The organism is Flavobacterium sangjuense (assembly GCF_004797125.1).
GTDB classification, from domain to species: domain Bacteria; phylum Bacteroidota; class Bacteroidia; order Flavobacteriales; family Flavobacteriaceae; genus Flavobacterium; species Flavobacterium sangjuense.
The window spans coordinates 1899391-1913748 of sequence record NZ_CP038810.1 but is presented as its reverse complement, the minus strand read 5'-3'; the positions used below and the strand labels follow the sequence as shown (position 1 = coordinate 1913748).

The 14358-nt window shown below is 34.6% G+C and carries 15 protein-coding genes; 14 read left to right on the top strand and 1 reads right to left on the bottom strand.

Annotation, left to right across the window (positions count from 1 at the left end; genetic code table 11):
* Positions 1 to 84 precede the first annotated feature (84 nt).
* From recF to GS03_RS08240, 11 genes are all read left to right on the top strand, one after another.
* Positions 85 to 1164, top strand: coding sequence for a DNA replication/repair protein RecF (gene recF, locus GS03_RS08290; protein WP_136152073.1), 1080 nt, complete (start codon positions 85 to 87; stop codon positions 1162 to 1164).
* A 39-nt stretch (positions 1165 to 1203) separates the two neighbouring features.
* Positions 1204 to 1905 carry a rhodanese-like domain-containing protein gene (locus tag GS03_RS08285; RefSeq protein ID WP_136152072.1) on the top strand — a complete coding sequence of 234 codons (702 nt, stop codon included), beginning with the start codon at positions 1204 to 1206 and terminating at the stop codon, positions 1903 to 1905.
* 1 nt (position 1906) lies between these two features.
* Positions 1907 to 2581, top strand: coding sequence for a DUF2461 domain-containing protein (locus tag GS03_RS08280; protein ID WP_136152071.1), 675 nt, complete (start codon positions 1907 to 1909; stop codon positions 2579 to 2581).
* Positions 2582 to 2588: 7 nt separating this feature from the next.
* Entirely contained in the window at positions 2589 to 3656 is a 1068-nt protein-coding gene (locus tag GS03_RS08275) for a glycosyltransferase (RefSeq protein WP_136152070.1), read from the top strand.
* Positions 3657 to 3660: 4 nt separating this feature from the next.
* Complete coding sequence (gene asnB, locus GS03_RS08270) at positions 3661 to 5508, top strand: asparagine synthase (glutamine-hydrolyzing) (protein WP_136152069.1); 1848 nt, start codon at positions 3661 to 3663, stop codon at positions 5506 to 5508.
* 27 nt (positions 5509 to 5535) lie between these two features.
* Positions 5536 to 6549 carry a UDP-N-acetylmuramate dehydrogenase gene (murB, locus tag GS03_RS08265; RefSeq protein ID WP_136152068.1) on the top strand — a complete coding sequence of 338 codons (1014 nt, stop codon included), beginning with the start codon at positions 5536 to 5538 and terminating at the stop codon, positions 6547 to 6549.
* A gap of 1 nt (position 6550) precedes the next feature.
* Positions 6551 to 7162 carry an FMN-binding negative transcriptional regulator gene (locus GS03_RS08260; protein ID WP_136152067.1) on the top strand — a complete coding sequence of 204 codons (612 nt, stop codon included), beginning with the start codon at positions 6551 to 6553 and terminating at the stop codon, positions 7160 to 7162.
* A gap of 74 nt (positions 7163 to 7236) precedes the next feature.
* Positions 7237 to 8343 carry a glycosyltransferase gene (locus GS03_RS08255; RefSeq protein ID WP_136152066.1) on the top strand — a complete coding sequence of 369 codons (1107 nt, stop codon included), beginning with the start codon at positions 7237 to 7239 and terminating at the stop codon, positions 8341 to 8343.
* The gene (locus GS03_RS08250) at positions 8334 to 8885 is read left to right on the top strand and encodes an RNA polymerase sigma factor (RefSeq protein ID WP_136152065.1); all 552 of its coding nucleotides are present in this window, start codon (positions 8334 to 8336) and stop codon (positions 8883 to 8885) included. Before GS03_RS08255 ends, GS03_RS08250 begins: the two co-directional genes overlap by 10 nt.
* 170 nt (positions 8886 to 9055) lie before the next feature.
* Positions 9056 to 9850, top strand: a complete 795-nt coding sequence (locus tag GS03_RS08245) for an energy transducer TonB (protein ID WP_136152064.1) — start codon at positions 9056 to 9058, stop codon at positions 9848 to 9850.
* A gap of 146 nt (positions 9851 to 9996) precedes the next feature.
* Positions 9997 to 11223, top strand: a complete 1227-nt coding sequence (locus GS03_RS08240) for a serine hydrolase domain-containing protein (protein ID WP_136152063.1) — start codon at positions 9997 to 9999, stop codon at positions 11221 to 11223.
* Here GS03_RS08240 and GS03_RS08235 read toward each other — a convergent pair whose 3' ends face one another.
* On the bottom strand, positions 11224 to 12054 hold the full coding sequence (locus GS03_RS08235; RefSeq protein ID WP_136152062.1) for a CvfB family protein: 831 nt from the start codon (positions 12052 to 12054) through the stop codon (positions 11224 to 11226).
* Positions 12055 to 12172: 118 nt separating this feature from the next.
* Here GS03_RS08235 and GS03_RS08230 point away from each other — a divergent pair, with 118 nt between their 5' ends.
* The 3 genes from GS03_RS08230 to GS03_RS08220 all read left to right on the top strand — a co-directional run bounded on the left by GS03_RS08230 (position 12173) and on the right by GS03_RS08220 (position 14358).
* A complete protein-coding gene (locus GS03_RS08230; RefSeq protein WP_136152061.1) occupies positions 12173 to 12667 on the top strand; it encodes an RNA polymerase sigma factor in 495 nt (164 codons plus the stop codon).
* Between the two features lie 5 nt (positions 12668 to 12672).
* Positions 12673 to 13311, top strand: a complete 639-nt coding sequence (locus GS03_RS08225; RefSeq protein WP_136152060.1) for a hypothetical protein — start codon at positions 12673 to 12675, stop codon at positions 13309 to 13311.
* 87 nt (positions 13312 to 13398) lie between these two features.
* Positions 13399 to 14358 carry an alpha/beta fold hydrolase gene (locus tag GS03_RS08220; RefSeq protein WP_136152059.1) on the top strand — a complete coding sequence of 320 codons (960 nt, stop codon included), beginning with the start codon at positions 13399 to 13401 and terminating at the stop codon, positions 14356 to 14358.

The window sequence follows — 14358 nt, the reverse complement described above, 5'->3', positions numbered from 1 at the left end:
CATATTTAAAAGCTATTTTTATGGATATTTTTGAATAATTTGCACCTCTTAAGTTTAGAGCATTAATTTTAAACAAAAACCAAATTGTTTTTAAAGCGAATTTCATTACTCAATTACAAAAATTTTTCGGAAATCGCCTTCGAATTGGATACCAAAATCAATTGTTTCGTGGGTAAAAATGGTATTGGAAAAACCAATATCCTTGATGCTATCTATCATTTGGCAAACGGTAAAAGTTATTTCAATCCGCTGGCGGTGCAAAACATCAAACACGGAGAAGAATTTTTTGTGGTTGATGGTGAATTTGAAAAAAACGAAAGAAGCGAGCAAATCTTATGCAGTTTAAAAAAAGGACAAAAGAAAGTCCTGAAACGAAACGGTAAAGTTTATGAAAAGTTCTCAGATCATATTGGTTTTATTCCGTTGGTGATTATATCGCCTGCCGATAGCGATTTGATTATTGAAGGAAGCGAAACCCGCAGAAAATTTATTGATACGGTTATATCGCAACTGGACAGTTCGTATTTACAGCAATTGATTCAATACCAAAAAATCATCAGTCAGCGTAATGCTTTGCTGAAATATTTTGCGCTAAACCATGTTTTTGAAACCGATACTTTGTCTATTTATAATGAGCAACTCAACACACTTGGACAATTCATCTTTGAAAAACGAAAAAAGTTTCTGAAAGATTTTATTCCAATTTTTAATAATTACCATCGTGAAATTACCAACTCGGCCGAAACGGTGCAATTGGTTTATCAAAGTGATTTGTTTGAAAAAGATACTTTGACTTTATTGGAAGAAAACATCAGTAAAGATAGAGCTTTGCACTATACTTCGGTTGGCGTTCACAAAGACGATTTGTCTTTTGAAATTGATAATTATCCGATTAAAAAGTTTGGTTCCCAAGGACAGCAAAAATCATTTCTCATCGCATTGAAACTGGCTCAATTTGATTTTGTCAAAAAACAAAGCGGCGAAAAACCCATTTTACTGTTTGACGATATCTTTGACAAGCTTGATGAATTTCGCGTGAGCAAAATAATTGAAATGGTAAACAATGAAGAATTTGGTCAGTTATTTATTTCCGATACGCATCCTGAACGCACAGAAAACATAGTAAAAACAACACATCAGACTTATAAAATTTTTAATCTTTAGTATCGCTCAAATTTGTAATTTTGTGTAAAATTTAAAAGCATGCAATCAAAATTCATTTCCTTATTATTCTTGAGTTTTCTATTTATAAGTTGCCAGGGACAAACATCAAAAGCTATTCAAACTGTTGATGCAAAATCATTTGCTGAAAAGTTGAAAGCAAATGAAAATCCGCAATTATTAGACGTTAGAACTCCGGAAGAATATAGCGCCGAACATATAGCTGATGCAAAAAATGTGAATTGGAATGATGATAATTTTGTTGCCAAAGCCAAAACCTATGACAAATCAAAACCAATTTTTGTGTATTGTAAAGTTGGCGGAAGAAGTTCGCAAGCTGCGGATAAATTGGCCGAATTGGGTTTCAAGGAAATCTATAATCTTGATGGTGGCTTTATGAAATGGAAAGCATTAGGCAATGCTAATTCAGAACCAAGTGGCAGAATCATTGGAATGTGCGATCAGGAATATGGCGAATTAATAAAATCCGGTGATAGAGTAATGATTGATTTCAATGCTAAATGGTGTGCGCCTTGTAAAAAAATGAATCCTTATATTTTGAAGTTTCAAACAGAAATGAAGGAACGGATTAAAATCGTGCAGTTGGATGCTGATGAAAACAAAACCATCGTAGAACAAATGAAATTAGACAGTTTGCCAACCATAATCGTTTATGAAAAAGGAAAAGAAGTTTGGCGAAACGTTGGCTATATTTCGGAAGAAGATTTAAAAAAACATTTGTAATATGATAACCAAAGAAGCTGCCCAATTTCTTGAAGATTTAGTTGCCAACAATAACACCGAATGGATGCATGCCAACAAGAAAAGGTATGAAAACTACAAGAAAGATTATCACAATTATATTGCGGCTATCTTGGCAGCCCTAAAACCTTTGGACAAATCATTGGAACCATTGGAAGTTAAAAACTGTACGTTTAGAATCAACCGTGACATTCGTTTTTCAAAAGACAAATCGCCATATAAAACCAATATGGGTGTTTGGTTTACCCAAAATAAATTCTCTAAAAACAGTCCGGGATATTATATTCATTTCGAAAAAGGAAAATCCTTTATCGCTGGTGGTGTTTGGTGTCCTGAACCGGATGAATTAAAACGCATCAGAAAAGAAATTGCTTTTTTTTATGAAGATTTGGAAGCCATAGTTAACGACAAAAAATTCAAATCAGAGTTTGGCGCGTTAACCCGTGACGAAAATAATACATTAAAGAAAGCACCAAAAGATTTCGACCCAAATCATCCTGCCATTGAGTTTTTAAAATTGAAAAGTTTTACGGCATCTGAAAAGATTGATGACAAATTATTTTTAGATCCAAATTTTAGTAAAATCGTAGCCGAAAAGTTAATCGTTTTAAAACCGATGAATGACTTTTTAAAACGTGCCTTAGAAACCGAAGAATAAATCATTTATGTCAAAAAAGAGAATTTTATTTCTTGGGGAAACCTATCGCGCTGATGCTATTACTTGGATGAATGGTCTAAAGGAATTTGGCGACTTCGAAATTGTCACTTGGGAACTTCACGTTAGCAGTACCGGCATCAACAGAATTATGAGACTTTTTGAATTAGCCAACGCGATTTTGACCATAAAAAGCATTGTCAAAAAATTCAATCCTGATATGGTTATTGCGGAGCGAACCACCAGTTATGGTTATTTAGCTGCTATTTCGGGTTTAAAACCAGTGGCAATTGCGCAGCAAGGCATCAACGATTTATGGCCATATAATTCTCCTTTATATATTTTCAAAAAAAGACTTCAAAATTATGCTTTCAAAAAGGCAGATTTAATTCATGCCTGGGGAAATACTATGGCGGAACATATGAAGGAAAGCCATGTAAATATGGACAAAGTAATGATTTTGCCTAAAGGAATTAATTTGGATTTCTTTCAGTTTAATGATGCTTCAGCTAACACAATGATAAATGCTGTCGTGACTCGTGCTTTGGAACCGGAATATAGACATGATTTGATTTTGAAAGCATTTTCAATTATTAAACAACGTGAGATTCCTTTTAAACTGACCATCATTGGTGACGGAACAGAATTAAGAAAATTAAGATTGTTGGCTACAGCATTGAAAATAGAAAATGAAGTCGATTTTGTCGGAAGGGTTAATAATAATGCCATACCAAGGTATTTGCAGCAAGCTAATTTTTATATCAGCACACCAATAACCGAAGGCGTTTCAGCCTCACTTTTTGAAGCAATGGCATGCGGTTGCTTTCCCATTGTAAGTGATTTACCCGGAAATAGAAGCTGGATACAACAAAAAGTTAACGGAATACTTGTCAGTATCGAAAATGAGTTTAATTTAGCCCAAGAATTGGAATGGGCATTTCTCAATAATGAGTTTACAAAAAAAGCGATAACCCAAAATCGAAAGTTTGTAGAAGAGAATGCCAACTACAAAATCAATATGAAAAAAATTGCGTTAGCGTATCACAATTTGATAAATAACAAGTCAACTACTCTGTAACTGTATGTGTGGTATCAATGGTATTTTCCATTTAAATTATAAACAGGTTGATCAAAATCAGCTGGTAAAAATGCGCGACATTCTGGAGCATCGTGGTCCGGATGACAAGGGCATTTATATCAACAATAATATTGGTTTGGGTCACAGACGTTTGTCAATTATCGATACTTCATCAGCAGGACATCAACCATTTTTTTCTGATGACGGAAGATACGTAATTGTATTCAACGGAGAAATTTATAATTATCAATCGTTTTATCCCGAATTAAAAAGTAAAGGAATTGCACTGAAATCGGGTTCTGATACTGAAGTTTTACTAAAGCTTTATGAGTTATATGGCATGGAAATGCTGCACAAACTCAACGGAATGTTTGCTTTTGCGATTTGGGACACGCTGGAAAAAAAGTTGACGCTTTGTCGTGACAGAATGGGTGTAAAACCTTTGTATTACTGCATTCATCAAAACACTTTATATTTTGCCTCTGAGCAAAAAGCACTTTTCGCTGCCGGTGTGCCGTTAGAAGTTTCTGAAGATGGTATGGAAGAATATTTCTTTAACCGATTTGTGGCTGGAGAAAATACGTTGTTTGTGCACATCAAAAAGATTTTGCCCGGACATTACATGACTATTGATGAAGAAGGAAAAAACAAAACTACAAGATGGTGGAATTTAAAGGAAAAAATTCAAAATCATGCCCAAATTCTGAATCCGAAAAAATGGTTTGAAGAAACGTTTTTTGAATCTGTAAAACTGAGAATGGTCAGCGATGTTGCCGTTGGTGTTTTGTTAAGTGGCGGATTGGATTCTTGTTCAATATTGTCTTCATTGCACGAGCAAAAAATTGAAAAAATTGAAACCTTCAACATCAGTTTTTCCGAAGAAGAGCACAATGAATACCATTTGGCAAAAAAAATAACCGATCAATATGGCTACACTTTCAATCATACCAAGCTTGAAAATGAAAGTCTGTATCAAAACCTGATTGAAACCTCCTATTTCCAAGACGAGCCTTTAATGCATCTTAACGAACCGCATTTATTGGCTATTGCAAAATTGGCCAAACCAAAAGTAAAAGTACTGCTTTCGGGCGAAGGCGCCGATGAATTAATGGGCGGTTATGTTCGCTACAAAGCATTAAAAAATCCATCTTTATTAAAAGTAATTTCGCAGCTTAGCAAGTTTGAAACTTTTAATAAAAGACCACGATATGATAAATTATTGCGCTATTCAAAAATAAATAACAATTCTGATTTGGTTATATTTAATGGTTGTAATGTGTATCCCGATGACATTAATATGTTTTACGGAAATAAACAAAAACCAGCTAATGAATATCGTTATCAAATATTAAAAGAAGCGCAGGAATTATATCCAAAAAGCCTTCAGCGTCAGGCATTGTACTTTGACCAACATACTTATATGTGTTCGTTGTTGGATAGAAATGACCGCTGCACTATGGGAACTTCCATCGAATGCCGTGAACCGTTCTTAGACCAACGATTAATTGCCGGTTTGGGAACCTTGGATGACAAATGGATGTTTACCGGAAAGAAAGGAAAGTTCATTTTAAAAACTACCATGGAAGACAAACTTCCAAAAGAAATTGTTGATTTCAGAAAAATTGGTCTCAGCGCGCCTTGGGGAAGTTATTTGTTGAGTTTCCCGAGATTTGTTGATGAATTAGACAACTTTGCCAAAAGCCCTATTTTTGAAATGCCGTTTTTAGAAAACGTTGATGGCCAGAAATTGGTTGCCGAAATCAGAAAAGGAAATACCAAAATCCTACCCTATTTCATGCCGATATTTATGCTTCACAAATGGCAAAAAAACTACTATAGCAAGTTCGTTTAAAAAATCTTTTGTCTTACTTTTGTGAGCATGACAATTCAGAATAATTTCTCTCTAAAAAAATACAACACTTTTGGTATTGAAGCCAAAGCCAAACAGTTTGTTGCTATTCATTCCGTTGAAGATTTAAAAACCATTTTGCAGGAACACCAATCGGAGCCAAAATTCATTCTTGGTGGCGGAAGCAATATGCTGTTGACACAAGACATTCAGGCTTTGGTCATTCACATTGATTTGAAAGGAAAAAAAGTCCTTAAAGAAGATGACGATTACGTTTGGGTTGAAAGTCAGGCTGGCGAAAACTGGCACGAATTTGTGCTTTGGACGATTGATCAAAACTTTGGTGGTTTAGAAAACATGTCACTAATTCCGGGAAATGTCGGTACAACTCCGGTGCAGAATATTGGTGCTTATGGCACTGAAATCAAAGATACTTTTGTTTCGTGTGACGCGATGAATATTGCGACTCAGGTAATGAAAACCTTCACAAAGGAAAATTGTCATTTTGGTTATCGCGAAAGTGTTTTTAAGCACGAAGCCAAAGATCAATTCATCATTACATCAGTGATTTTTAAACTGACCAAACGCAATCATAAAATCAACACTTCGTACGGTGATATCACTAAGGAATTAGAGAAACAAAACGTCGTTACTCCTACTTTAAAAGATATTTCCAATGCGGTAATTGCGATTAGACAAAGTAAATTGCCTGACCCAAAAGAATTAGGGAACAGCGGAAGTTTTTTCAAAAACCCAATCATACCAAAAACGCAATACGAAAAGGTACACGCTTTGCATCCTGAAATGCCGCATTATGTAGTTTCAGAAACCGAAGTCAAAGTTCCGGCTGGCTGGCTGATTGAAAGAGCCGGTTTTAAAGGAAAACGTTTTGGAGATGCGGGAATTCATAAAAATCAGGCGCTTGTTTTGGTGAATTATGGCAACGCCACCGGACAGGAAATTTTAGCGGTTTCAAGAGACATTCAGGCGACAATTTTAAAGGAATTCGGAATTGCGATTGAAGCGGAAGTTAATGTGATTTAAGATGTATATTCCAGAACTCTATAAAAACGAAAACCAGGAAGACATCCAAAATTTCATTCATCAAAATGGGTTTGGGATTTTAGTCAATCAAACGGATGGAAAGCTCTGGGCAACGCACATTCCACTGCTTTTGGAAGAAAAAAACGGAAAACAAATTTTGGTCGGACACGTTTCAAGAGAAAATCCACAGGCTGAAAGTTTTAAAACCAATGACGAAATTTTAGCTGTTTTTTCAGGCGTACATACTTATATTTCTTCTTCCTGGTACGACCATGAAAATGTACCAACATGGAATTATCTTGCAGTTCATGTCTACGGGAAAGTCAAACTTCATTCGTTGGAAGAAAGCATTGAAGCCTTGAAAAGATTGGTAAATAAATACGAAGCAAAATCAGAGAAACCTGTTCGCGTAGAAGATTTATCAAAGAAAACAATGCTTCAGGCTCGCGGAATTGTTTCGTTTGAAATTGAAATTACAGCTATCGAAGCCAAGAAAAAGTTGTCTCAAAATAGAGACGACAAAAACTACCAAACTATCATTTCAAAATTGGAAAACTCAAATGACAATCAGGCAATTGCTGTAGCTGAAGAAATGAGAAAAAACAGGAAATAATTTCAGCTTTCTTAATCTAAAGTTCATAATTGATTTTGTACATTTGCAATCCTTTTTAAACGTCGAAAAAGCCTATGTTATTAACTTTATTCTGTCTATTTATTGCCATTGTTGTTATACAATTCTTTTATTATATTGTTGTTTTTGGCAAATTTTCATTTGCTAAACCACAAAACGGAACGCCCAAAAGAATTCCGATTTCTGTAATTGTTTGCGCAAAAAATGAAGAAGAAAATGTTAGAAATTTAATTCCGTTGCTTGTTGAACAAAATTATCCACAATTTGAAATTGTATTAATTGATGATGCTTCGAGTGATGGCACGTTGGATATTTTTGAAGAATTTGAAAAACTGCATTCCAACATTAAATTAGTTAAAGTAGAAAACAACGAAGCTTTTTGGGGAAATAAAAAATATGCCTTAACGCTGGGGATTAAAGCAGCAAAGCATGAATATTTATTGTTCACCGATGCCGATTGTTTGCCTTCTTCCAAAGACTGGATTTCTAATATGAGTTCACAGTTTACGGTGGAGAAAACGATTGTTTTAGGATATGGTGCGTATGACAAAATTGGCGGTTCCTTCCTGAATAAGATTATCAGGTTTGAAACTTTATTAACGGCAACGCAGTATTTTTCCTGGGCAAAACTTGGGAAACCTTATATGGGAGTTGGTCGAAATTTAGCATACAAACGCGAAGAGTTTTTCAAAGTGCGTGGTTTTATGGATCATATGAAAATACGTTCCGGAGATGATGATTTGTTTATCAATCAGGCAGCGGAAAAAAAGAACACAACGGTTTGTTATTTACCGGATAGTTTCACCTATTCCAAACCAAAAACGTCTTTCAAAGATTGGTTTACCCAAAAACGCCGTCATGTTTCGACAGCCAAACATTATAAACTATTTGACAGAAATCAGTTGGGCCTTTTTTATGTTTCGCAATTGTTATTTCTTTTATTGCCAATCATTTTATTAGCCTTTCAATTTCAATGGATTGCTGTGGTAAGTATCATTGGTTTCCGCTATATTTTTGCCTGGATTACGATGGGATTTGCAGCAGGAAAACTAAAAGAGAAAGACGTAATGTATTGGTTTCCAATCATTGAAATCGTTTTGATTTTTACACAATTGAATATTTTTGTTACTAATACTTTCTCAAAACCAGTACATTGGAGATAAATCCATACATAGAAAAAGCGAAGACTGGTGACCAGGTTGCCTTTACTTATTTGCTCGACCATTACTGGAATGAAGTGTATGGCTTTATGCTGAAACGCACCGAAAACGAAACCGATGCGGAAGATATTACCATTGAAACTTTCTCTAAAGCTTTTGATAAAATTGCCACTTACAATCCTGAATTTCAGTTCAACACCTGGTTGATTGCCATTGCCAAAAACGTTCATATTGATATGCTTCGCAAAAAGAAATCGACTGTCTTTGTTGAAATCACAGATGAGGAAGACCATCAGGCTTATAATATTGCTGATACTACGCCATCCATTGAAGATGCTTTAATAACAGAACAAAACTTATCCCGATTATTGCAATTCATTAAAGAATTAAAGCCGCATTATCAGGAAGTAATTCAGCTTCGCTATTTTCAGGAAATGAGTTATCAGGAAATTGCAGAACAACTCAACGAACCTTTGAGCAACGTCAAAATCAAATTGCTTCGCGCCAAAAAACTGCTGGCTGAAATTATCGAAAGCAAAAAATAACTCTTTCTTTTTTGTGAAAAACTATATTGAAAACGCTGTTTTTAAGGGAGTTTGTTGTTTGTATTTTAAAATTTTTTAAAATCTGCATACTATTTTATAATTTCCTGCGTTATATAGTAAAAACCATCTCGCTTATGTAACATAGATACTTAACTCAAAAACAAATAGCCATGTCAAACGTTAGTATTTATGAAAAAAACTGGATAGATCTAGTTTTCGAAGACAAAAACAAAGCTTATGGTGCGTATCAATTACGCCAGGAAAATCCTAAAACTACTTTATTTGCCTTTTTTGGTGGCATTCTATTTCTCTTTTCTCTTTTGAGTATTGGAGTTCTTTTGACTTCTCTTGACAAAATGCCAATCGATGTTCCTTTAATTCCAATTGATGAAGCAATCACACCAGTTGATTTAGGTAAATTGCCTGAAATAAAACCAAAGCAAACACAGCCAAGCAATCCGAGTCCGGTTGAGCCTATACCTAACCTTTCACATATGGTTGTAGCGGCAACTCCACTTTCTGTAGACGTTCCAACTAACGAGAGTTTACCAACAACTCAAAGTACCACACCCGGAACTGGAACTGACACACCAAATACAGGTAATGAAGGTCCGGCTGTAACCGTTACTGCCCCTATAATTGATAATGGTCCTGTAACTCTTACTGAATTAGACCGACTTCCTGAATATCCTGGTGGCATTAAAAAATTCTATGAATATGTTGGAAACAATTTTGAAAAGCCTGAAGTTGATGAAAAGCTGGGAGATATCCGAATCATCATGTCTTTCGTTATTGAAAAAAATGGTGAGATGAGTAATATCAGAGTATTAAGGAGTTCTGATAGAAAACTGGAAATAGAAGCTATTCGTGTGCTGAAATCACTAAATGTAAAATGGTCACCAGGCTATAAAGACGGAGATAAAATGAGAACACTTTACACGCTTCCGATAAAAATTACGCTATAAAAATTTAAGTTAGTATTTGTTGCTTTTTTGCCCTTGAACCTGACCGGTATTTTAAAACTTGTCAGGTTTATTATTTTTAATAACTCGTTTAAAACTTTTAGAAACTAAAGGTTTTTATTTTGACCAAATACGGTATTATTGCAAGTATGAAGATTACCTTAATTACTTTCTTTTTATCAACCCTATTCTACTTTTCCAGTCCAAAAACTGCTGGAGATATTGTGAATTCTAATGACGGTAATCCAAAGGATGACAGTCTGCATATAACTTCTTCTTTTCCAATAAAAATGGGAGCTATTTCTGAGGCCTACATTGCAGAAAAAAGACATTTTATCGATTCCTTTTATAACAAAAACATCAATTCTCCTTTTTATAGTGGCGCTTTCATTGTGGTCAAAAATGGTCGGGTAATTTATGAAGATTATAAAGGTTACGCCAATGCAAGAACCGGTCAAAAGATTGACAAGTACACACCTATTCACTTAGCTTCCGTGAGTAAGGTTTTGACTTCTGCTGCCATTTTGAGATTGGTGCAACAGGACAATATTATGCTGGATCAAAAGGTAACCGATTGGCTTCCAAAATTTCCTTATAAACAAACAACTATCCGAATATTGCTCAATCACAGAAGTGGTTTGCCTCATTATGCCAACTTTCCTGGTATGATGAAAAAAAGATGGAACAGAAAAAAAATACTTTCCAATCAGGATGTTTTAGATTTATTGGTACAAAATAAATTCAGATTGAGAACTCCAAATGATACACATTTTGATTATTGCAACACCAACTATATAATTTTAGCGTTAATCATCGAAAAAGTAACTGGCTTAAACTATCGTCAGGCCATGCAGGAATTGGTTTTCAAACCATTAGGAATGACAAATACTTATGTTTTTAATTATGAAACCGATAGAGAAACTGCTTCCAAATCGTATCGAGGAAGTACCATTTTTCCTTGGGATCAATTTGATGCTTTAGTTGGTGATAAAAATATTTATTCAACGCCAAGAGATTTGGTAAAATTTGATTTGGGAACGTATTCGCCAGATTTTATCAAACCTGAACTTTTACAGGAAGCTTATTTTGGGTATAGCGCCGGTCATGTAGCAAAGCCAATTAAAGATTACGGTTTGGGAATGCGGATGCGTTTTTTACCGCCAAACAATGAAAAAATGATCTATCACAATGGTTGGTGGCATGGTAACAATACTTCATTTGTGCCAGTGAAAAAAGATACCGTTACTGTTGTTTGTTTGGGGAATAAATATTCAAACCGACCTTATTCCACTCTGAGTATGGTAAGCAGTCTTTTTTATAAAAAGAAAACAGAAATTGAAACTCCGGTTCCAACTGAATTGGAACTTGGGGAATAATTATTCTTTGACCAAATAAATTCCGTCGTCTTTAATCTCGATAAGTTTGTCTTTGTAAAGTGAACCGATGGCTTTCTTGAATGTCTTTTTACTCATCTTTAAAACCGTTTTGATGTCTTCCGGATGGCTGTTGTCATTCAATCGCAGAAAACCTCTGCTGGCTCTTAGTTCATCAAGGATTTTTTCAGCATTAGGTTCAATGTTTTGATAGCCTAATTTTTGAAGCGAAACATCAATTTTATTATCAGGACGAATGGCTTTTATATAACCTGTCATTCTATCTCCGGTTCTGATATCGTCATAAACCTGGTCTTTGTATAATAATCCTTTGTGGATATCGTTGATGATGACATTAATCCCAACTTCAGTAATATGCGAAATGATTAAATCTACTTCGTCTCCAACAGCAACGGTCAAATTTTCATTGTTCAAAAACTGATTGGTTTTGCTTGAAGCTACAATTCGGTTGGTTTTTTCATCAATGTATGCAAAGACTAAATAGCGTTTTCCCTTTTCCATTGGTCTTGCCTGTTCTTTGAATGGAACCAAAATATCTTTCTCCAAACCCCAATCTAAAAAAGCACCAATATTATTGACATAATTCACACGCAGCAATCCGAATTCATCCATCAGGATATACGGCTCCAATGTTGTCGCCACTGGTCTTTCTTCATGGTCGAGATAAACAAATACAATTAACTCATCACCAATATTATATTCTTTCGGAACATACTTTAAAGGCAATAAAACATCATCCTTTCCATCGGTTAAAAAAAGTCCGACTTTGGTTTCACGTGCTATTTTGAGTGTATTGTAATGTCCGATTTCCATCTTGAATGCTTGTAATTTTGCAGTGCAAAGATACATAAATTAGAAACTTGAAATTGCATTTTAAAATATGTAGTTTTGCCCATGTAACAAAACCCATGCTTTTTGTACTAACGAGACTATGAGTGACAACTTAGAACAATTATTTGTAAAACAATTAAAGGACAATCAGAACATTATCCACAAGATATGTCGATTGTATACCAATGATGAAGATGCACACAAGGATTTGTTTCAGGAAATCACCATTCAGCTATGGAAAGCGTTCCCAAAATTTAGAGGTGAATCTAAATTCTCAACTTGGGCTTACCGTGTGGCACTAAACACTGCCATAACGCTTTACAGAAAAAGTACACGAGCAGTTGCGACTACACCTTATGAATCGCAAAAACACTTTTTATCGCAAGAAGAATACAATTTTGAAGAAGAAGAACAGATTAAGTTGATGTATCAGGCTGTGCAACAGTTGAATGATATTGAAAAAGCACTGGTATTTCTTTATTTAGAAGATAAAGATTATACTGAAATATCAGAAACACTTGGTATTAGCGAAGTAAATGCCCGTGTAAAAATGAACAGGATTAAAGGTAAATTAAAAAAAATATTAAATCCCTAAGGATTATGGAAGAGTTGGATTTATTAAAAAAAGCTTGGCAAAAAGACAGCCATTCTTACGAGCAAATTTCGGAAAGCGAAATTTATACAATGCTGCATAAAAAATCATCCTCTATTGTAAAATGGATTTTGATTATCAGCGTTATTGAAGTCTTGTTTTGGACAGCAATAAGTGTTGGATATAACACAGATGAGTACATGAAAAAACTCCATGCCGAAAATATGATAGTATATTTCAAAGCGTTGAATTTTGTCAACTATGCTGTGATATTGTTGTTTATCTTCAATTTTTATAAAAATTATATAAAAATTTCAACCACAGCCTCGACCAAACAATTGATGCAGGACATCTTAAGAACCCGAAAAACAGTGAAATATTATGTTTGGTACAACTTGGGAATGATAGTCGTAAGCCTAATTGCCGGTTTTGTCATTGCGTTTGCTTACAACCCAAAAATGGAAATGCTGAAAAACAAAATTGCCAACGAATCTAATTACTATACTTTGTGCGTAACGATTGGTATTATGCTATTAACCATTGTAGTTTTTGTTGGTCTGTTCTGGTTATTTTACCGATTATTATATGGTATCTTGCTCCGAAAACTGAATACCAACTATAAAGAATTAAAGAAAATAGATTTGTAAAAATAAGATCCCGGCAATAAGTCGGGATTTTTTTATTAAGTTTGATAAGCTATAATCTTAAAAATCAACAAATAGAACACCTAAATAATGAAAAAGAATATCATCATTACCGCATTCCTTTTTTTTTGCACATGTTTATTTGCACAACAATTTCCCAACAGTGTTAAAGATGGAAAATATTATAAAATAAACGGCGCAAACCTTTGGGTTGTAACTGTTGGAACAGGTAGACCTTTAATAATGATCTCTGGTGGTCCCGGTGGCGCACATGTAGGTTTACGGGCTTTTGATTCGTTGAGTGTAAATAGAAATATACAGCTAATATATTTTGATGGCTTCGGTCGTGGAAAATCTGATAAAGCAAAAAACCCAAAAGAATATACTTTAGATAGAGATATTGAAGACATCGAAGGACTCAGAAAGGCATTAAACCTAAATACAATAAGCATACTCGGTCATTCCTACGGCAGTCTGGTTGGACAAGGCTATGCAGTAAAATATGGTGAGAACCTGAATCATCTCATCATAGCAAATGGGTTTCACAGTTTTGTAATGTGGCAGGAAAATGATGATAATAGTAACCATGAAATTAAAGAAAATTATCCTGAAGTATGGGACGAATTAATGAAATACAGAGAACAGGGAGGAATTAGCAGTGACAGTAGACATCAGGAAATTTATGGTCAGGTTCCTTATGGTTTTTTATATGCATACAATCCTAATAACTTTTTAAATCCAAGAAATAGAGATTATCCAAATTTATTTAATTCGGAATTATATTATCAAATGGTGGGAAAGGATGGCGATTTTATTGTTGGTAATGATATCGGTAATTTTGATTATCGAAAACAGTTAAAAGCGCTAAAAATGCCAATTCTTATTTATGGCGGACGTTATGACCGGGTTGCCGTACCCAGTATGATGGTGAAATACAAAGAATATTGTCCACAGGCAAAATTTATTATGTTTGAGCAAAGCGGTCATAATCCGCAGATAGAAGAACCTAAGAAATTATTTCCCATAATCGACGATTTTTTAAAGAGTTAA

Excerpts from the sequence above, each read along its gene's own strand:
- GS03_RS08245 (WP_136152064.1), top strand. The coding sequence starts at position 9,056 with ATGTCAAACGTTAGTATTTATGAAAAAAACTGGATAGATCTAGTTTTC.
- GS03_RS08255 (WP_136152066.1), top strand. The coding sequence starts at position 7,237 with ATGTTATTAACTTTATTCTGTCTATTTATTGCCATTGTTGTTATACAA.
- GS03_RS08240 (WP_136152063.1), top strand. The coding sequence starts at position 9,997 with ATGAAGATTACCTTAATTACTTTCTTTTTATCAACCCTATTCTACTTT.
- murB (WP_136152068.1), top strand. The coding sequence starts at position 5,536 with ATGACAATTCAGAATAATTTCTCTCTAAAAAAATACAACACTTTTGGT.
- GS03_RS08260 (WP_136152067.1), top strand. The coding sequence starts at position 6,551 with ATGTATATTCCAGAACTCTATAAAAACGAAAACCAGGAAGACATCCAA.
- GS03_RS08235 (WP_136152062.1), bottom strand. The coding sequence starts at position 12,054 with ATGGAAATCGGACATTACAATACACTCAAAATAGCACGTGAAACCAAA.
- GS03_RS08275 (WP_136152070.1), top strand. The coding sequence starts at position 2,589 with ATGTCAAAAAAGAGAATTTTATTTCTTGGGGAAACCTATCGCGCTGAT.
- GS03_RS08280 (WP_136152071.1), top strand. The coding sequence starts at position 1,907 with ATGATAACCAAAGAAGCTGCCCAATTTCTTGAAGATTTAGTTGCCAAC.
- asnB (WP_136152069.1), top strand. The coding sequence starts at position 3,661 with ATGTGTGGTATCAATGGTATTTTCCATTTAAATTATAAACAGGTTGAT.
- GS03_RS08230 (WP_136152061.1), top strand. The coding sequence starts at position 12,173 with ATGAGTGACAACTTAGAACAATTATTTGTAAAACAATTAAAGGACAAT.
- GS03_RS08285 (WP_136152072.1), top strand. The coding sequence starts at position 1,204 with ATGCAATCAAAATTCATTTCCTTATTATTCTTGAGTTTTCTATTTATA.
- GS03_RS08225 (WP_136152060.1), top strand. The coding sequence starts at position 12,673 with ATGGAAGAGTTGGATTTATTAAAAAAAGCTTGGCAAAAAGACAGCCAT.
- GS03_RS08220 (WP_136152059.1), top strand. The coding sequence starts at position 13,399 with ATGAAAAAGAATATCATCATTACCGCATTCCTTTTTTTTTGCACATGT.